The sequence below is a fragment of the Arminella tubonensis genome (genome assembly GCF_003240585.1).
Lineage (GTDB): Bacteria > Pseudomonadota > Alphaproteobacteria > Rhizobiales > Rhizobiaceae > Rhizobium > Rhizobium tubonense.
Genome location: NZ_PCDP01000059.1, coordinates 197,228 through 215,337 on the forward strand (window position 1 = coordinate 197,228; position 18,110 = coordinate 215,337).

Genomic DNA, 18,110 nt, shown 5'->3' on the forward strand with positions numbered 1-18,110 from the left:
GATCCATTCCCTAGATTGCTCGAAAGGTCGCGTCGCGCCCCGCATTTTCTCAACGATATATAGGGCGGTTTCCATTGGCAAAAACCATCATCGAGCTGAAGAACGCCGATTTGACGCTCGGCAATGCCGCAGCTTCCGTGCATGTCCTGAAGGGCATGAACCTGACGATCCTGGAAGGCGAAGCCGTCGGCATCGTCGGCCCGTCCGGTTCCGGCAAATCGACCCTGCTGATGGTCCTGGCCGGCCTCGAAAAGCTCGACAGCGGCGAGATTATTATCCGCGATACGCCGCTTCATAAGCTTAGCGAAGACAAGGTTGCCGATTTCCGCGGCCGCAACATCGGCATAGTCTTCCAATCCTTCCACCTGATCGCCAACATGACGGCGCTCGAAAACGTCGCCGTCCCGCTCGAGCTGGCGAATGTCAAGGATGCTTTCGACATCGCCCGTCGCGAACTGCAATCCGTCGGCCTCGGAGAAAGACTGAGCCATTATCCCGGCCAGCTTTCCGGCGGTGAACAGCAACGCGTGGCGATCGCCCGGGCGTTGGCACCTTCGCCCACGCTGCTGATTGCCGACGAACCCACCGGCAATCTCGACACCGATACCGGCCGGCAGATTGCCGACCTGCTGTTTGCCAAGCAGGCCGAGCGCGGCACGACGCTGCTTCTCGTCACCCACGATGCCTCGCTCGCATCTCGATGCTCCCGCCAGATTCACGTGCGCTCGGGTGAGATCGAAGCCGACAACGCCGGAATCCGGACCAACAAGGCGGCAATCGCATGACGCTTGGCAGCGCCCGCCTGTCGCTTGCATTCCGTCTCGCCCTTCGCGAACTACGCGGCGGCCTGAAGGGTTTCTATATATTTCTCGCCTGCATCGCCCTTGGCACCGGCGCAATCGCATCAGTGAATTCGGTTTCGCATTCCATCACCGATGCGATCTCGACGCAGGGGCAAACGCTTCTTGCCGGAGACGTCCGCTTCGAGATCAACAATCGCGAGGCGACGTCGGATGAGCTTTCCTATCTGAGGGGTCTTGGTGCCGTCTCCACCTCCACCGGCTTGCGCTCGATGGCTCGCCTGCCCGATGGTTCGGACCAGGCGCTGGTCGAGGTGAAGGCCGTCGATCACGCCTATCCGCTCTACGGAACCTTCGAAGCCGAACCGAACGAGCCGCTTGGCAATCTGCTGGCTGCACGAGACGGAAGCTACGGCGCGGTGGTAGCGCCATTGCTGCTCGAGCGCATGAAGCTTGCGATCGGGAGCCAGCTTCTCCTCGGCAACGTCAAGCTTCGGATTACCGGGACGATCAAGAACGAACCGGATGCGATTTCCGAAGGTTTCGGCTTCGCACCCCGCCTCCTGACCAGCAACGAAGCGCTCGCCGCATCCGGGCTGATCCAGACGGGGAGCCTGGTCGAACACGTCTACAAGATCCGGATGGATGATCCCTCATCTGGCATCAAGGACATCGCCGACCGTTCCAACAAGGCCTTTCCTTCCGCAGGCTGGTCGATCCGCACCAGCGACAAGGCCGCGCCCTCGTTGGCGGACAACATCACCCGCTTCTCGCAATTCCTGACCCTCGTCGGCCTGACGGCGCTGATCGTCGGTGGCGTTGGCGTCGCAAACGCCGTGCGCGCCTTCCTGGATTCCAAACGGACGACGATCGCCACCTTCAAATGCCTTGGCGCTCCGGCTTTCGTCGTCGTGATGATCTACCTGATCCAGATCGCCCTGATCGCGCTGGCGGGCATCGTCGCAGGTCTGGTCCTCGGTGCCATTGCGCCGATCTTCGCGGCGCAATTCATGGCGAGGTTCCTGCCGGTTTCAACCGATCCGACGATCTATCCGGGTGCCCTCTCGCTTGCCGCGCTCTTCGGCCTGCTGACCACGTTCGCCTTCGCAATTCTGCCACTGGGCCACGCCCGCGAGGTGCCTGCGACCGCCCTCTTCCGCGAACAGGGTTTCGAAACCCGGAAGCTGCCGTCCTGGCCCTATATCGTAGCCGCCGGGTTGTTGATGTCAGCACTTGCCGGCCTGGCGATCGCCACCGCCTATGACCGCTTCATCGCCATCGTCTTCGTCGCAGCCATCGCGATTGCCTTCGTCGTATTGCGCGGTGTCGCCGCGCTCGTCTCCTGGCTTGCCAAACGCAGTCCGCGCGTTCGTTCGCCGGCGCTGCGGCTGGCGATCGGCAACATTCACCGTCCGGGATCGCTCACCGCCTCCGTCGTCCTGTCGCTCGGCCTCGGCCTTGCCCTCTTGGTGACGCTGACGCTCATCGACGGCAACATGCGGCGCGAATTGACCGGACACATGGCCGAGCAGGCGCCAAATTTCTTCTTCGTCGATATCCAGGGGTCCGAACTCGACGGGTTCCGCACTGTCGTCAGGCAGCAGGTGCCGGACGGCAAGCTCGTCGAGGTTCCGATGCTGCGCGGCCGGATTGTCGCCTTCAACGGCGAGGATGTGACCAAGCGCAAGGTGCCGCCGGCGGGCCAATGGGTTCTCCGCGGCGACCGCGGCATCACCTATGCCGAGACGCCGCCGGAGAACGCGGCGATCACCGAGGGCAAGTGGTGGGACAAGGAATATATCGGCGAGCCTTTGGTTTCCTTTTCCGACGAGGAGGGCAAGGCGCTGGGCCTGAAGCTCGGGGATAGCGTCACGGTCAACGTGCTTGGCCGCAACATTACCGCCAGGATTGCCAATTTCCGCAAGATCGAATGGCAGTCCCTGTCGATCAACTTCGTGATGATCTTCACCCCGAACACCTTCAAGGGCGCTCCCCACGCCTGGCTCGCGACGCTGACCGACCCGGCGGCAACCTCGCAGCAGGAAGCGTCGATCTTGCGAAGCGTCACCAACGCATACCCGACGATCACCAGCGTCCGCGTCAAGGACGCATTGGATATGCTCAATACTCTGGTGGGCCAACTTGCGACGGCGATCCGGGCGGCAGCCTCGATTGCGCTGATTGCCTCGGTGCTGGTTCTGGCAGGGGCGCTTGCCGCTGGAAACAGGGCGCGCACGCATGATGCCGTGGTGCTGAAGACGCTGGGGGCGACGAGAGCAATGCTGATCCGTGCCTTCAGCTATGAATATCTGATCCTCGGCGTGGCGACGGCCATTTTCGCGCTTCTCGCGGGGTCGGTTGCCGCCTGGTACGTTGTCAGCCGCATCATGCATCTGCCCTCCGCGTTCCTGCCTGACGTCGCGATTTCGACCATCCTTATCGCCCTCGTACTGACGGTCGGCATCGGTTTGATGGGCACATGGCGGATCCTCGGGCAGAAAGCTGCACCGGTATTGCGCGAGCTTTGAGCAACCTGGGATCGTTAACCCAAGCGGGAAATTGGTCTATGTTACACCGATTTAACCCGTTTCAGGATCGCTAGGCACTTGTACGCGACACGCGAAAGCCTCATATTCTTGTCAGGCATGCTGGAGCTTCGCAGCGGCGCCCGGGACGACAAGCGCCCGACACCGTCATAACATCGGAGCTTAAAAGAGGAAAACATGGCTGACTTTCGTAATTTCCCCAATCGGGCAGCGGGCGCACAGTCCGGTGCGATGATAGATGAAGGCCTTCGCGCTTACATGCTGAAGGTCTACAACCTGATGGCGCTGGGTCTGGCGATCACGGGTGTTGCCGCCTATCTCGCTTTCACATTCGCAGTATCCAATGGACAGCTGACCGCATTCGGCCAGGCGATCTACACGAGCCCCCTCCGCTGGGTCGTTATCTTCGCTCCGGTGGCGCTGGTATTCTTCCTGAGCTTCCGCATCAACACCATGAGCGTGTCGGCCGCACAGGCAACGTTCTGGGCCTACGCGGCGCTGGTCGGGCTATCCTTGTCGTCGATCTTCCTGATCTATACCGGGCAGAGCGTCGTTCAGACCTTCTTCGTGACGGCTGCTGCCTTCGGTGGTCTTTCGCTTTACGGCTACACCACCAAGCGTAGCCTGTCGGCGATGGGCTCATTCCTGATCATGGGCGTGTTCGGCATCATCATCGCGTCGATCGTCAACATCTTCCTGCAGTCATCTGCGCTTCAGTTCGCGATCTCGGTAATCGGCGTACTGGCCTTCGCAGGCCTCACCGCCTACGACACGCAGCGCATCAAGGAAATGTACTTCGAAGCCGACGACGTGGCTGTTGCTGGTCGCAAGGCGATCATGGGCGCTTTGACCCTCTACCTCGACTTCATCAACCTGTTCATGTTCCTGTTGCAGCTCATGGGCAGCCGCCAGCGCTAAGCGCTGTGGAATGAGTATCGAAAAGGCGGCTTCGGCCGCCTTTTTTGTTGCCATGAAATCGAATCCGGTGATTGTCTGGAGCCTGTCCCGAGATCACACGAGATGGCTCCCTTTCCATGAATTTTCGCCTTCGCGACGCCACCGTTGCAGACCTGCCCGCTATCACCGCCATATATCGCGAACAGGTTCTGAACGGCACGGCGAGCTATGAAATAGTTCCTCCGACCGAAAGCGAAATGGCCGAGCGGCTGGCCTCCGTCCTTCAGAAGGGCTATCCCTATCTCGCGGTAAGCGAGGAAGGCGGCAAACTCCTGGGCTATGCCTATGCATCTGCCTTTCGCACCCGGCCCGCCTATCGCTGGATGGTCGAGGATTCAATCTACCTGGCACAGGAAGCGCGGGGCCAGGGCATCGGAAAACTGCTTCTCGCCGAGCTTGTCGAACGCTGCACCAGCCCCGGTTTCCGCCAGATGATTGCGGTGATTGGCGGAGCGCAGCCGGCTTCGATCTCGCTGCACAAGCGGGCGGGCTTTTCTGAAACCGGGTTGCTGATCGGGGCGGGCTACAAACACGGCCGCTGGCTTGACACCATGCTGATGCAGAGGGCACTTGGCGACGGCAACCAAAGCCAACCCGACATTTCGAGCTACCCGGGAACGCTGTTCAGCGAATAGATCAGCTTGCTATTTCTCGACAAGCTTCAGGCTCTTGTCGAATATCTTCAGCACCTGCCGCAGGTCATGTCCGCGCTTGAGGATGGTGCCGTGGGTATTGATTACCGAATAGGCGCCCTGTTTGGCGGCGAGCTTCGGGTTCTTCTCGATGCGAAACAGCGGCATTTCGCCGGATCGCTTGAAGACGGAAAACACTGCTTTTTCAATCATATGGTCGATAGCGTAGTCGCGCCATTCGTTCTCGCCGACCATTCGGCCATAAATCCAGAGGATGGCATCGAGCTCGCGGCGATGGAACGTCACCGGAAGCGGATCCTTGCTCTGCTTGTATTCCCTGAGATCGACAACAACGGAGGAATCGCTATCGACATTACGGCTTTCGCCATGTCGCAAATCCGGTTGATCAGTCATCTAGCTCCCAAGGCTCCGCTCGTGACAGGAGAATGACAGTTTGCCTCAGCCGCATCAAATTGCAAGGCCGCCATGCCCGCGAGCGCATTCGCCGCAGAGATATTGACGAGGCAAGGTTTCTTGCCCACGCCCCATTTCAGTCAAAACAGCGCCTCATTTTAGGAAGAATTAATATACACCCTTTGGCGCCAGCGCGCCAAAATGGCCCGGCGTGGCGCATCGGCCTAACCCCAGCCCCGAATGTGTCTTTGCCGGGCCGCCTTCTCAAAAGACATCGATCTACTCGAAATTCTGTTGCGAAAGCGTCGGGATATTCAATTTCCGCTACCGATCGTCAGTACGGCAGCGCCGACGATCGCGGCCGGATCACCAGCCGGCGAAGACGTCTGCAACAGGACGGCCAGTCCCTGCCGATCGGCTTTTTCCATGACATTTGCCGGCAGCACCAGGCTCATTGGCTTGCCATCCCACATGCCGACCGTCTCGACATCGGAAACGCTGTGCATATAGGCGATCTGGCGGCCGGTATTCTCACCCTTCTTGACGGTAACCATCTGCTCGCGGTCGAAATAGGCGATGACAACATTGGCCTTTCCGTCACCGGCGCCGATCTTGATCTCCAGCTCGTCGCCTTTCATTGCCGCGTGTACGGGAACGCTCAGACCTTTGCCTTGGTGATCGAACTGGTCGACTTTGAGGTTGATGGCAGTTAGGTCCGCGCCGTTGAGATGATCGCGGCCGTTGATGATTGCCTGTGGTGTGTAGACATTGCTGCGACCGAACGTCCGGGCGTAGGCATATTGCCGCGCCGTATTGTCCTTGGAACTCATTGTGTCGTCCCAGCCCATGTAGTTCCAATAGTCCACATGATAGGCGAGCGCGACGACGTCGCCCTGGCTGATGAGCTTCGCGAGCGCCGCATCGGCGGGCGGACAGGAAGCACAGCCCTGCGAGGTGAAAAGCTCCACGACGCCCTTCAACTTGGCAAGCTCCTGCGCTTGCACCGAGCCGGCCAAGGCAACGCCAGCCAGAAGGGAAATCAGGAACCGCAAGGACATGCTGTAAAACCTCTGTTCAGACCGTGATAGCCGTGGTCTCCGCCAGACATCAAGCCTGAGAAATCTGAAACAAGAGATAATGGTTCGCAGCCTCGACGCAAAGTCACGAAGGGGTGAGACACAGCGGGAAGCGCCCGGCGCAGTACACATCACCGTGAAATAGAAGACGCCGCCGGGAAGCTTTCCCGGCGGCGTCCGCAATAATGCCGATGTAGATCAGGCGGCGAGGTCGCGCAGAACTGTCTGCAGGATGCCGCCATTGTTGAGATAGATCACCTCATCCAGCGTATCGACCCGGCAGACGAGCGGAACTTCCTTCACCGTACCGTCGCCATAGACGATCTTGGCGATTTTCTTTTCGCGTGGCTTGATATGCGCGAGACCCTCGATCGAAACCGTCTCGTCGCCCTTCAGGCCGAGGCTTGCCCAGGTCGTGCCGTCTTCGAAGACGAAGGGGATGACGCCCATGCCGACCAGGTTCGAACGGTGGATGCGCTCGAAGGATTGGGCGATGACGGCCTTTACGCCGAGCAGGTTCGTGCCCTTTGCAGCCCAGTCGCGCGACGAGCCGTTGCCGTATTCGACGCCGGCGAAGATGACGAGCGGAACGCCCTCGGCCTTGTACTGCATGGCCGCGTCGTAGATCGATTCCTCTTCCTTGGTCGGATAGTGGATCGTGTAGCCACCTTCCTTGCCGTTCGGACCGAGCATGTGGTTGCGAATGCGGATGTTGGCAAAGGTGCCACGCATCATCACTTCGTGATTGCCACGGCGCGTACCGTACTGGTTGAAGTCCGCGACACTGACATGGTGGTCGAGGAGGTATGCGCCGGCTGGCGACGCCGCCTTGATCGAACCGGCCGGAGAGATGTGGTCGGTGGTGATCTTGTCGCCGAAGAGACCGAGGACGCGGGCGCCCTTGATATCGGAAATCCCGGAGCCGCTCTTGCCCATGCCGACGAAGTAGGGTGGGTTCTGCACATAGGTGCTGTCGTCATCCCAGGCATAGGTCTGGCCCGGAGGCACCTGCACTGCCTGCCAGTTCTCGTCGCCCTTGAAGACGTCGGCATACTTCGTCTCGTAGAGCTCGCGCGTCACGTATTTCAGGATGAACGCCTGAATCTCATGCGAGGTCGGCCAGATGTCCTTGAGGAACACCGGGTTGCCGTTCTGATCTTCGCCAAGCGGTTCTGTGGTCAGATCGATCTGCACGGAGCCGGCCAGCGCGTAGGCGACCACCAGTGGCGGCGATGCGAGATAGTTGGCCTGAACATCGGGAGACACGCGCCCTTCGAAATTTCGGTTGCCCGAAAGCACGCCGGCGGCAATCAGACCCTTGTCGTTGATGGTCTTTGAGATCGGCGCCGGCAGCGGACCCGAATTGCCGATGCAGGTGGTGCAGCCGAAACCGACCAGGTTGAATCCGAGGATGTCGAGGTCGGTCTGCAGACCGGACTTCGACAGATACTCGGCTACCACCTGGGACCCCGGTGCCAGCGACGTCTTGACCCAAGGCTTCGACTTCAGGCCCTTGGCGACGGCATTGCGGGCCAATAGGCCGGCAGCGATCAGCACGGAAGGGTTGGAAGTGTTGGTGCAGGAGGTGATCGCCGCAATCGCCACGTCGCCGTGGCCGAGGTCGTAGTCCGTGCCTTCGACTGCGTAGCGGTTCGACAACTGGCCAGGCTTCTTGTAGTCGGCTTCGAGCGCTGCTGCGAAACCGGCAGCAATGCTTTCCAGCGCGACACGGCCTTCCGGACGCTTCGGGCCGGCCATCGACGGCACGACATCGCCGAGATCGAGCTCGAGCGTGTCGGTGAACACCAGATCGGAACCATCGCCTTCGCGCCACATCCCCTGAGCCTTGCAATAGGCTTCGACCAGCGCGATGCGGTCGGTGGTGCGGCCCGACATCGTCAGATAGTTGATGGTTTCGCCATCGACCGGGAAGAAGCCGCAGGTCGCGCCATATTCCGGACCCATGTTGCCGATCGTCGCGCGGTCGGCGAGCGACATGTTGTCGAGGCCGACGCCGAAGAATTCGACGAACTTCGACACGACGCCCTTCTTGCGCAGCATCTGCACGACCATCAGCACCAGATCGGTCGCGGTGACACCTTCGCGGAGCTTGCCGGTCAGCTTGAATCCGACCACTTCCGGCAGAAGCATCGAGACCGGCTGGCCGAGCATGGCCGCTTCCGCTTCGATACCGCCTACGCCCCAACCGAGAACGCCAAGGCCGTTGATCATCGTCGTATGGCTATCCGTGCCGACGCAGGTGTCGGGATAGGCAATCGTGTCGCCATCCTCTTCCTTGGTCCAGACGGTCTGGCCGAGATATTCGAGGTTGACCTGGTGACAGATGCCGGTGCCGGGAGGAACGACGCGGAAATTCTTGAACGCCTGCTGGCCCCACTTCAGGAAGCGGTAGCGCTCGCCGTTGCGCTCATATTCGAGCTCGACATTGCGAGCAAGCGCCGTCGGCGTACCGAATTCGTCGACGATGACGGAGTGGTCGATGACAAGATCAACCGGTACCAGCGGATTGATCTTTTCCGGATCGCCGCCGAGCGACACCATCGCGTCGCGCATGGCCGCAAGATCGACCACGGCCGGAACGCCTGTGAAATCCTGCATCAGCACGCGCGCCGGGCGATAGGCGATTTCGTTTTCAGCCGTGCCCTTGTCGACAAGCCATGCAGCGACGTTCTCGATATCCTTCTTCGTCACCGAGCGACCGTCTTCGTTGCGCAGCAGGTTTTCCAGAACCACCTTCATCGAATAGGGAAGCTTGGATACGCCGGAAAGCCCGTTTGCTTCAGCCGTTGGCAGGCTGTAGTAGACATAGTCCTTCCCGTTCACGCTGAGCGTGGAACGACATTTGAAACTGTCAAGAGATTTAGCCACGAGGGACCCCGTTTCTGATAGCCAACACAGTCGTGCGGACGCCTATGCACTTCATGCACATCAGGATGCGGGTACGGCCATTTCCGCTGTCCGCACGTGGAGTTGAGTGAAACCAACTCCTTGTTCGGCGCAAGGATGAAATTCACGCCGACCGCTGGCGTGGTTGCAGGTCTTATAGATAATTTCGTAGAGACTTGCCATAGCAGGCAAGGCCGAAATCGGACAATTTTTTGTGGCCGGGAACGCAAAACAGGGGAAGCCGCCATCCATGCATCTGAGTGCCGAAAACCTGGCCGCAAGGCGTGGCGAAGATTTGATTTTCGTTAACATTTCCTTTCACTTGACTACCGGAGACGCGCTGGTGCTGACCGGGCGCAACGGCTCGGGGAAATCGACCCTTTTGCGCGTCGTGGCCGGTCTTCTGGCCGCTGAAAAGGGAGACGTCAAATTTGTCGACAATAGCGGCCGATCGGACCGTCGCCCGGGCGAGGCAAGCCACTACCTCGGCCATCGCAATGCGATGAAGAGCGAACTCACGGTTGCAGAGAACCTTGCCTTCTGGAAGGAATTCCTTGGCGACAGTGAAGGCGGCTTGGGGCTCTCAGTCGAGGAGGCGGCTGACGCAGTCGGGCTTGCCGGCATCACCCATCTCCCGTTCGGCTATCTCTCTGCAGGGCAGCAGCGCCGAATAGCTTTCGCCAAACTGCTCGTCGCCTATCGCCCGATCTGGATCCTCGACGAGCCGACCGCTGCGCTGGACGCAGCAGCGGATCGGTTGCTTGCGGAACTGATCTCCGGGCACCAGAAAGATGGCGGCATAGTTCTCGCGGCAACGCACCAGCCGCTTGGGCTTGAGAATGCGACTGAATTGAAGATGACGGGATTTGCAGGGGTTGGGGAAGGCATATGGGGATGACTAGTGTGCCGCAGCCAACCCCCCTCTGTCACTGCGTGACATCTCCCCCACAAGGGGGGAGATCGTTCATTTCCCACGCAAACGACCCAGCATACCGAGAGCTACATATCGAATTTGTAAGTCGCCGCGAGCTCCCGATCTCCCCCCTTGTGGGGGAGATGTCGGCAAAGCCGACAGAGGGGGGTCGTCTCCGCAGGCGCAAAGGCCAGCCGACATGATCGCCCTCTACCTCCGCGATCTCAAACTCTCGGTACGCGCCGGTGGCGGAGCGCTGATCGGCGTCCTGTTCTTCCTGACGGTCGTCGCCGTCATTCCCTTCGGAGTCGGGCCTGACCTGAAACTCCTTGCACGCATCGGCCCCGCGATCGTCTGGATCGGCGCACTGCTGTCGGCACTGCTCGGCCTCGACCGGCTGTTCCAGGCCGAGCGTGACGACGGTTCGCTCGATCTTCTCGTGATGCAGGAAACGCCGCTGGTCCTGACGATCCTGGTCAAATGTGCCGCACACTGGACCGCGACCGGCCTGCCGCTGGTCATCGCCTCGCCCTTGCTTGGCCTCTTCATGAACATGAACGAGACGGCAATCGGGGCAACCATGCTGACCCTCCTCGTCGGCTCGCCCGCGATAACCTTGATCGGGGCGGTCGGCGCCGCTGCGGCCGTGGCCCTGCCCCGCGGCGGATTGCTGGTCTCGATCCTCATATTGCCGCTGACAATCCCGGTCCTGATCTTCGGCGTCAGCGCCACCTATGCCGCTGTCGATGGGCCGCAGCCTTTCATGCCGCCGTTCCTCATCCTGATCGCCATCACTCTGTTCTTTACCGTGCTTGGCCCGGCGGCGGCGGCTCTGGCGCTCCGCAACACAACGGATTGATCGAAGACCAAGGCCCATCAATTGCGACGATCCCGATATCACGCTAAAGAGAGAAAATGAGCGATTTCAGCCCTGCGATCAGCCGATTCTCCGACCTCGCCAACCCCACGCGGTTCCTGGCGCTGGCGTCCCGTATCATTCCCTGGCTCGCAGCAGTTACGGCCCTCCTCTTCGCCATCGGGCTCTACCTCTGTTTTTCCACCGAGAGCGATTACCAGCAGGGCGACACCGTCCGCATCATGTACATCCACGTTCCCTCAGCCTGGCTGTCGATGATGTGCTACACCGTCATGAGCATCTCGGCGATCGGCACGCTGGTCTGGCGCCACCCTCTGGCCGATGTCGCAGCAAAGGCGGCCGCACCTCTGGGCGCCGCTTTCACCCTCGTGGCACTCGTCACCGGCTCGCTCTGGGGCAAGCCGATGTGGGGCACTTACTGGGTCTGGGACGCCCGGCTCACCTCCGTCTTCATCCTCTTCCTGATGTATCTCGGCCTGATCGCGCTCAACCGCGCTATCGAGGATCCCTCCAAGGGCGCCCGGGTAACGGCCGTGCTCATCCTCGTCGGCTTCGTCAACATCCCGATCATCAAGTTCTCGGTCGACTGGTGGAACACGCTGCATCAATCCGAGAGCATCATTCGCCTGGACGGCCCGACAGTTGACCCGGAGTTTCTCTGGCCGCTTTTCACCATGGCGCTTGCCTTCACCCTCCTGTTCTTCACGCTTCACATCATGGCGATCCGCAACGAGATCTGGCGTCGGCGCATTGCTGCCCAGCGCCGGCTCGCCGCCCGAATGGCCAGCCGCGAGGAACCGGCCTGATGTCGCACGCCTTCTACATTTATGCGTCCTACGGCTTTACCGGCGGCATGGTGGCCACGGTCATCGCCTGGACCTGGCTCGACGGCCACTTTCGTCGCAGGGAACTTGCGTCGCTCGAAGCAATCGGCATCCGCCGTCGTTCCGAACGCAAGGCGGAAGGTGACAGCCGATGACCGCTGATACTGACGATAGCCAGACGCCGAAACCGCGCCGTCTCGGACGCTACGCGATGGCGCTGCTGCCCTTGCTGGTCTTCGGCGGCATCGCCGGAACAGCGGCGAAGATGCTCTACGAGCAGGATTTTCACGGAAAGGACGTCGCCGCGATCCCGTCTGCATTGATTGGCACCAAGGCGCCGTCATTGGCATTGCCACCGCTCGAGGGCTCGAAACTGCCGGCGCTGACGGACGCGGCCATCAAGGGCAAGCTCACCCTCGTCAACGTCTTTGCCTCCTGGTGCATCCCCTGTCGCGACGAGCATCCAGTGCTGCGCGAACTCGCCAAGGACGGGCGCCTCAATATCGTCGCCATAAATTACAAGGATCAGCCGGAAAATGCGCTACGCTTCCTCGGCGAGCTCGGCAACCCCTTCCAGGCGATCGGCATCGACCCTAAGGGTGCTGCCGCGATCGACTGGGGCGTCTATGGCATTCCTGAATCCTACCTCGTCGGGCCTGACGGCACGATCCTCTACAAGCGCGTCGGACCGTTCGATGACATCAGCCTGAAGGAAGGGCTCTATCCCGCCATGCAAAAAGCACTGGCAGGAGGATCATCCTCCTAAAGCGCTCTGCCAGGTCTTGACCGCCTCCACCGGCCACACAAGCATCAGCACGTTCAGCGTCAGATTATCACGGATCATCCAGCCGGTGAAAATCTCGAAGAAGATGGCGATGACGACGGTCACGAGAACCGGCGCCCGCGAGGCGAACAGGAAGCCGACGACCATGAAAACCGCGTCCATCGCGGAGTTGAGAATGCTGTCGCCATAATAATCGAGCGAAATCGTCGTCGCCCGATAGCGGTTGATGATGATAGGCGAGTTCTCGAGGATCTCCCAACCGGACTCGATCAGCATTGCCAAAAACAGACGCATCGACAGCGGCTTGCCGCGCATGATCAGGTGCGTCAGCCCGAAGAACAGGAAACCGTGGATGATGTGCGACGGCGTATACCAGTCGGCGATATGCTGGGAGTTGCCGCTCGAATTGACCGCGCCCTCCCACAGCTTGACATAGCCACAGGTGCAGATCGGCGTCCGGCCCATCAGATATTCGGTGATGATCTGGGCAATGAGAACGGCAAGGCATGCGACAAGCCAGAAACTGACGTGACGTTGCCGGCTTTCAGTCTCCTGAAGCGCCGTCACTTCTCGGCTTCCACGGCTGGCGCAACGGTGTGTTTCATGATCAGCGGCATCTGCGACAGCGTGAACAGGATGGTGATCGGCATGGTCCCCCAGACCTTGAAGGCAACCCAGAAATCATCGGAAAAATTCCGCCAGATGACTTCGTTGAGGACGGCCAGGAACAGGAAGAAGATGCCCCAGCGGATCGTCAGCTTGCGCCAGCCCTCTTCGTCCAGCTGGAACGCCGCGTTGAAAACATAGCCGAGCAGAGATTTGCCGAACATCAGCCCGCCGAGCAACGCGACGCCGAACAGCGTGTTGATGATCGTCGGCTTCATCTTGATGAAGGTCTCGTCCTGCAGATAGATCGACAGCGAACCGAACACCAATACGACCAAGCCCGAGATGAACGGCATGATCGGCAGGTGGCCAAGCACGAATTTCGACACGACCAGCGATATGATGGTCGCCGCCATGAACAATGCCGTCGCCACGAACAGCGGACCGCCAAGGCTGGCGAGCACGGGAAATTCCTGCACCAGCCACGGGCCACGCAGGTTGCCGAAGAAGAACACCATCAGCGGCCCGATTTCCAGCGCCAGCTTAAGCATCGGGTGCTGCCGGTCTGCAGCGCTTGGGGTGACATCGCTTTCGCTGGTCATCGTTGTTGGTCCAAACCTTCGATTTCTCTGAATTTCATTCCGCCATTGCTAGGCTTAGGTGGCATATCTATGGCGTATCGGTCGTTTCGTCACCAGCCCGATTTCCCGTCTCATTGGCCGAGACCGGCAATCGCATGGGCAAAATCCTCGGCCTCGAACGGCTCGAGGTCATCGACGCCTTCGCCAACGCCGATGAAGTAGACCGGCAGCTTGTGCTTGGCCGAGATGGCGACGAGGATGCCGCCACGCGCCGTGCCGTCGAGCTTGGTCATGATCAGCCCGTTGACCCCCGCTATGTTGCGGAAAATTTCGACCTGGTTGAGCGCGTTCTGACCGGTCGTTGCATCGAGCGTCTGCAACACGGTGTGCGGCGCCTCTGGATCGAGCTTGCCAAGCACGCGGACGATCTTTTCGAGCTCGGCCATCAATTCCGTCTTGTTCTGCAGCCGGCCGGCCGTGTCGATGATCAGAACATCGCTCTTCGACGCCTTCGCCTGCTGGAAAGCGTCGAATGCAAGACCTGCGGCATCGGCGCCGATCTTCGTGCCGACGAATTCGGATTTCGTCCGGTCCGCCCAGATCTTCAACTGCTCGATGGCCGCCGCGCGAAAAGTGTCGCCGGCCGCGATCGTCACCTTCAATCCCGCGCCCGAGAGCTTGGAAGCCAGCTTGCCGATCGTCGTCGTCTTGCCGGTGCCGTTAACGCCGACGACGAGGATCACATGCGGCTTGTGCGAAAGGTCGAGCTGCAGCGGCTTGGCGACCGGCTTCAGCACCTTGGTGATCTCAGCCGCCATGATCCGGCTGACATCTTCGCCGGTGACGTCCTTGCCGTAGCGCTCGGACGCGAGCGTATCCGTGATCCGCATCGCCGTCTCGACACCGAGGTCGGCCTGGATCAGCAAATCCTCCAGGTCCTGCAGCGTCTGGTCGTCGAGCTTGCGCTTGGTGAACAGCGCCGCGATCTGACCGGTGAGCTGCGAGGACGTGCGCGCCAGTCCGGCGCGAAGTCGCTGGAACCAGTTGAGCTTCAGTTGCGGGACTATCGGCCCGGGCTCCGTCACGGCCGGACCGGTCGCGAAGCCTTTTGGGAGGATGGGCGATGCAGCCGGCTCGGGCGCAAGATCGCCCCCCTCTGTCGGCCGGGCCGACATCTCCCCCACGGGTGGGGAGATCAAATCCGGGGTAGCTTCTGGAGCCAAAGACGCGTCATCCTCCGGGGCGAAGCCTTTGGGGAGGATAGGCGTTGCAGCCGGTTCGGGCGCAAGATCGCCCCCCTCTGTCGGCCGGGCCGACAGCTCCCCCACGGGTGGGGAGATCAAATCCGGGGTAGCTTCTGGAGCCAAGACCGCGTCATCCTCGGACCAATCTCCCCCCTTGTGGGGGAGATGTCCCGAAGGGACAGAGGGGGGTGAGGCGTCATCCTCCGTCTTATCTGCCAAAGCCTCCGCCTCGAGCAGCGACAACGGGATCAGGCCAAGCTCGGTCATCTCGCCGACATCGGGAAGGATCGGCGGCGTCTCATCTTCCTCGCCGTCCGCAACCTGCCCTCCTGCCGTATCCATCTCCTCAGGCAGAACCGGATCGCTAGTTGCGACCGGCAAATGCTCCTCGCGCGAATGCGGCTCGAGTTCGGATTGGACGGCCGCCGGCGTGGGCGCCTCCGGAACCGGCGTCACGACTTCAGGAGCCTGATCGAACCCCGGCTGGTCGTGGCGGAAGGTGAAGACTTTCTTGATGAAACCAAGCGCCATGAAAATTCCGTCAGTCAGGCCGCGTTGGCGGCAATAAGTTGCATGTCGAGATGCTTGCCATTGTGGCTGGTGATGGTCACCGGCACAAGGTCGCGCGGGGCCAAGCCGGGCGCCGCGACAAGCGTGAAGTTTTCCGTATGCGCCAAGCCGTTATTTTCGACAAGCAGCCATTGCGTCGTGCCGACCATGCCGTCGAGATGGGCCTGGTGCAGCCGTTGTCCAGTGGACCTCAGCCTTGCCGCCCGCTCTTTCACCAGCGTCCGGTCCAGCTGAGGCATCCGTGCCGCCGGCGTCCCGGGCCTCGGGCTGTACGGGAACACATGCAGATGCGCGATCCCACACTCCTCGGCCATGCTCACCGCATTCGCAAACATCTCTTCAGTCTCGGTCGGAAAGCCGGCGATCATATCGGCGCCAAGGCTGATTTCCGGCCGCAACCGCCTGATATCCTCGCAAAACCGCAGGGCGTCGCCGCGCGAATGCCGCCGCTTCATCCGCTTCAATATCATGTCATCACCGTGTTGCAGCGACAGATGCAGATGCGGCATGAAGCGCGGCTCGTCGGCAATCAGGTCGAGCAGGTGCCGATCCGCCTCGATGCTGTCGATCGAGGACAGGCGCAGCCGGCTGATATCGGGGATTTGTTTCAGCAGCGTCTTCGCCAACAGCCCGAGCGTAGGCTCGCCCGGCAGATCGGCGCCATAGCTCGTGGCATCGACGCCAGTCAGCACGATCTCCACATAGCCGCCGGCGACCAGCTTGCGCGCCTGCTCGACCACCGCACCCATCGGCACCGAGCGCGAATTGCCCCGGCCGTAGGGGATAATGCAGAAGGTGCAGCGATGGTCGCAGCCGTTCTGGACCTGAATGAAGGCCCGCACGTGCCCGTCGATATGCTTGACCATCTGCGGTGCGGTATGACGGACGCTCATGATGTCGTTGACGCGCAGCTTCTCCTCGGCCGAAACGCCAAAATCCGGAAGCGCGCGATAGGATGCGGCGCGGAGCTTCTCCTCGTTGCCAAGGACCATATCAACCTCGGCCATGTCAGCGAATGTCTGCTTCTCCGTCTGCGCGGCGCAGCCGGTGACGATGATGCGGGCATGCGGGTTTTCCCGGCGCGCGCGACGGATCGCCTGACGCGCCTGCCGAACAGCTTCGCCGGTAACGGCGCAGGTATTGACGAGGATGGCATTGTTGAGCCCGGCCTTTTCCGCCTCGGCTCTCATGACTTCGGATTCGTAGGTGTTTAGCCGGCAGCCGAAGGTAATGACCTCGACGCCGCTCACCGCGCCTGAGCCTCCGGCTCAGCATCGCGCGAAAACGCCCCCGTGGCCGGGTCGACGGTGCCGGACCATTCCCATTCGGCAGGTCCGGTCATGACGACATGGTCGTCGCGTTCGCGCCATTCGACCTGCAGCTTGCCCGGCGGCTTGGCAGTCGCGACCTCGATGGTAACGTCGCGGCCGGTCCGTCCTGTTCGCGCCGCGCTGACGGCAGCGGCGCAAGATGCCGACCCGCAGGCAAGCGTCAGCCCTGCTCCCCGTTCCCAGGTGCGAATACGCAACGAAGAAGGCGAAACCACCTGCACGAGCGAAATATTGGCGCGCTCCGGAAACATCGGATGGTTCTCAAGCAGCGGGCCGAAGCGACCGAGGTCATAGGACATGACGTCCTTGTCGACCCAGAACACCGCATGCGGATTACCCATCGAGACGACGGCTGGCGAATGCAGGATCGGATCGTCGATCGGGCCGATCTGCAGCTCGATACGGCTGGTATCGTGGAATTCTTCGGCAAGCGGGATCTTGTCCCAATCGAACACCGGCTTGCCCATGTCGACCGAAATCGTTCCATCCTCGTGTTCGACGGCATTGAGGATGCCCGCGACGGTCTGGAATGTGAAAACCTTGCGCCCGCTCTCGGCAGCAAGAGCCTGGACGACGCAGCGCGTACCGTTGCCGCAGGCTTGCGCCTTGGAACCGTCGGAGTTCAGGATATCGATAAAGGCATCGGTGCCTTCGACCTTCGGATCGTGGATTGCCATGATCTGGTCGAACTGCGTTGCCGGATCGGCATTGAGCGCAATCGCCGCATCAGGCGTCACCCTGTCCTTGCGGCCGCGCATGTCTATGACCAGGATCTTGTTGCCAAGCCCGTTCATCCGCGCAAATTCGACCGTGTTGCTCATCACCGTATTCCGTTGTTCAAAGGCGTATATGGCGGAAAAGTGCCGGAATTACCAGTGGGCGCGTCGAGCGACGAATATGCGCGCGTGGCCTTTCGAAAGAAGACGGATTCCGGCTCCTGAATTAAAAGAGCATTTTTTGGAGAGCCCACGCAAATGCGGAACCTCTGGAGTAAAATAATATATGGCACCGCATTTGCGTGGCCTTCGGCGTTCTCAGGGGCTTCCGG

General features: G+C 60.8%; 17 protein-coding genes. 9 read left to right on the top strand and 8 right to left on the bottom strand.

The annotated features are described in order from the left end of the window. Window positions 1-74 precede the first annotated feature (74 nt). The 4 genes from CPY51_RS25420 (at window position 75) to CPY51_RS25435 (ending at window position 4,938) form a co-directional block, all read left to right on the top strand. Window positions 75-785, top strand: coding sequence for an ABC transporter ATP-binding protein (locus CPY51_RS25420; RefSeq protein WP_111162993.1), 711 nt, complete (start codon window positions 75-77; stop codon window positions 783-785). Next, entirely contained in the window at window positions 782-3,328 is a 2,547-nt protein-coding gene (locus CPY51_RS25425) for an ABC transporter permease (protein ID WP_111162994.1), read from the top strand. Before CPY51_RS25420 ends, CPY51_RS25425 begins: the two co-directional genes overlap by 4 nt. Window positions 3,329-3,523: 195 nt before the next feature. After that, entirely contained in the window at window positions 3,524-4,264 is a 741-nt protein-coding gene (locus CPY51_RS25430; protein WP_111162995.1) for a Bax inhibitor-1/YccA family protein, read from the top strand. A 116-nt stretch (window positions 4,265-4,380) separates the two neighbouring features. Next, window positions 4,381-4,938, top strand: a complete 558-nt coding sequence (locus CPY51_RS25435) for a GNAT family N-acetyltransferase (protein WP_111162996.1) — start codon at window positions 4,381-4,383, stop codon at window positions 4,936-4,938. A gap of 9 nt (window positions 4,939-4,947) precedes the next feature. Here CPY51_RS25435 and CPY51_RS25440 read toward each other — a convergent pair whose 3' ends face one another. The 3 genes from CPY51_RS25440 to acnA all read right to left on the bottom strand — a co-directional run bounded on the left by CPY51_RS25440 (window position 4,948) and on the right by acnA (window position 9,314). Then, window positions 4,948-5,349 carry a DUF2794 domain-containing protein gene (locus tag CPY51_RS25440; protein ID WP_111162997.1) on the bottom strand — a complete coding sequence of 134 codons (402 nt, stop codon included), beginning with the start codon at window positions 5,347-5,349 and terminating at the stop codon, window positions 4,948-4,950. 314 nt (window positions 5,350-5,663) lie between these two features. Beyond that, window positions 5,664-6,407: a DUF1223 domain-containing protein gene (locus CPY51_RS25445; RefSeq protein ID WP_111162998.1), complete on the bottom strand. Its 744-nt coding sequence runs from the start codon at window positions 6,405-6,407 to the stop codon at window positions 5,664-5,666. A 216-nt stretch (window positions 6,408-6,623) separates the two neighbouring features. Beyond that, on the bottom strand, window positions 6,624-9,314 hold the full coding sequence (gene acnA, locus CPY51_RS25450) for an aconitate hydratase AcnA (RefSeq protein WP_111162999.1): 2,691 nt from the start codon (window positions 9,312-9,314) through the stop codon (window positions 6,624-6,626). Between the two features lie 268 nt (window positions 9,315-9,582). Here acnA and ccmA point away from each other — a divergent pair, with 268 nt between their 5' ends. The 5 genes from ccmA (at window position 9,583) to CPY51_RS25475 (ending at window position 12,712) form a co-directional block, all read left to right on the top strand. Further along, entirely contained in the window at window positions 9,583-10,230 is a 648-nt protein-coding gene (gene ccmA, locus CPY51_RS25455) for a heme ABC exporter ATP-binding protein CcmA (RefSeq protein WP_111163000.1), read from the top strand. 214 nt (window positions 10,231-10,444) lie between these two features. Further along, the gene (gene ccmB, locus CPY51_RS25460; RefSeq protein ID WP_111163001.1) at window positions 10,445-11,104 is read left to right on the top strand and encodes a heme exporter protein CcmB; all 660 of its coding nucleotides are present in this window, start codon (window positions 10,445-10,447) and stop codon (window positions 11,102-11,104) included. Window positions 11,105-11,160: 56 nt separating this feature from the next. Then, window positions 11,161-11,928, top strand: a complete 768-nt coding sequence (locus tag CPY51_RS25465; RefSeq protein WP_111163002.1) for a heme ABC transporter permease — start codon at window positions 11,161-11,163, stop codon at window positions 11,926-11,928. Next, window positions 11,928-12,101: a heme exporter protein CcmD gene (gene ccmD / locus CPY51_RS25470; protein ID WP_111163003.1), complete on the top strand. Its 174-nt coding sequence runs from the start codon at window positions 11,928-11,930 to the stop codon at window positions 12,099-12,101. Before CPY51_RS25465 ends, ccmD begins: the two co-directional genes overlap by 1 nt. Beyond that, window positions 12,098-12,712, top strand: coding sequence for a DsbE family thiol:disulfide interchange protein (locus tag CPY51_RS25475; RefSeq protein WP_111163004.1), 615 nt, complete (start codon window positions 12,098-12,100; stop codon window positions 12,710-12,712). Before ccmD ends, CPY51_RS25475 begins: the two co-directional genes overlap by 4 nt. On the opposite strand, the gene CPY51_RS25480 is transcribed toward CPY51_RS25475, so the two are convergent. From CPY51_RS25480 to dapF, 5 genes are all read right to left on the bottom strand, one after another. Further along, a complete protein-coding gene (locus tag CPY51_RS25480) occupies window positions 12,701-13,297 on the bottom strand; it encodes a DUF2585 domain-containing protein (RefSeq protein ID WP_111163005.1) in 597 nt (198 codons plus the stop codon). The genes CPY51_RS25475 and CPY51_RS25480 overlap by 12 nt on opposite strands. After that, on the bottom strand, window positions 13,294-13,938 hold the full coding sequence (locus CPY51_RS25485; RefSeq protein WP_111163006.1) for a septation protein A: 645 nt from the start codon (window positions 13,936-13,938) through the stop codon (window positions 13,294-13,296). Before CPY51_RS25485 ends, CPY51_RS25480 begins: the two co-directional genes overlap by 4 nt. Window positions 13,939-14,048: 110 nt before the next feature. After that, window positions 14,049-15,692: a signal recognition particle-docking protein FtsY gene (gene ftsY, locus CPY51_RS25490; protein ID WP_111163007.1), complete on the bottom strand. Its 1,644-nt coding sequence runs from the start codon at window positions 15,690-15,692 to the stop codon at window positions 14,049-14,051. A 14-nt stretch (window positions 15,693-15,706) separates the two neighbouring features. After that, entirely contained in the window at window positions 15,707-16,981 is a 1,275-nt protein-coding gene (gene mtaB / locus CPY51_RS25495; protein WP_111163008.1) for a tRNA (N(6)-L-threonylcarbamoyladenosine(37)-C(2))-methylthiotransferase MtaB, read from the bottom strand. Beyond that, window positions 16,978-17,883, bottom strand: coding sequence for a diaminopimelate epimerase (gene dapF, locus CPY51_RS25500; protein ID WP_111163009.1), 906 nt, complete (start codon window positions 17,881-17,883; stop codon window positions 16,978-16,980). The genes mtaB and dapF overlap by 4 nt, the downstream gene beginning before the upstream one ends. Window positions 17,884-18,110: the final 227 nt, after the last annotated feature.

Excerpts from the sequence above, each read along its gene's own strand:
- CPY51_RS25425 (WP_111162994.1), top strand. The coding sequence starts at position 782 with ATGACGCTTGGCAGCGCCCGCCTGTCGCTTGCATTCCGTCTCGCCCTT.
- CPY51_RS25430 (WP_111162995.1), top strand. The coding sequence starts at position 3,524 with ATGGCTGACTTTCGTAATTTCCCCAATCGGGCAGCGGGCGCACAGTCC.
- CPY51_RS25435 (WP_111162996.1), top strand. The coding sequence starts at position 4,381 with ATGAATTTTCGCCTTCGCGACGCCACCGTTGCAGACCTGCCCGCTATC.
- CPY51_RS25440 (WP_111162997.1), bottom strand. The coding sequence starts at position 5,349 with ATGACTGATCAACCGGATTTGCGACATGGCGAAAGCCGTAATGTCGAT.
- CPY51_RS25445 (WP_111162998.1), bottom strand. The coding sequence starts at position 6,407 with ATGTCCTTGCGGTTCCTGATTTCCCTTCTGGCTGGCGTTGCCTTGGCC.
- ccmA (WP_111163000.1), top strand. The coding sequence starts at position 9,583 with ATGCATCTGAGTGCCGAAAACCTGGCCGCAAGGCGTGGCGAAGATTTG.
- ccmB (WP_111163001.1), top strand. The coding sequence starts at position 10,445 with ATGATCGCCCTCTACCTCCGCGATCTCAAACTCTCGGTACGCGCCGGT.
- CPY51_RS25465 (WP_111163002.1), top strand. The coding sequence starts at position 11,161 with ATGAGCGATTTCAGCCCTGCGATCAGCCGATTCTCCGACCTCGCCAAC.
- ccmD (WP_111163003.1), top strand. The coding sequence starts at position 11,928 with ATGTCGCACGCCTTCTACATTTATGCGTCCTACGGCTTTACCGGCGGC.
- CPY51_RS25475 (WP_111163004.1), top strand. The coding sequence starts at position 12,098 with ATGACCGCTGATACTGACGATAGCCAGACGCCGAAACCGCGCCGTCTC.
- CPY51_RS25485 (WP_111163006.1), bottom strand. The coding sequence starts at position 13,938 with ATGACCAGCGAAAGCGATGTCACCCCAAGCGCTGCAGACCGGCAGCAC.
- ftsY (WP_111163007.1), bottom strand. The coding sequence starts at position 15,692 with ATGGCGCTTGGTTTCATCAAGAAAGTCTTCACCTTCCGCCACGACCAG.
- dapF (WP_111163009.1), bottom strand. The coding sequence starts at position 17,883 with ATGAGCAACACGGTCGAATTTGCGCGGATGAACGGGCTTGGCAACAAG.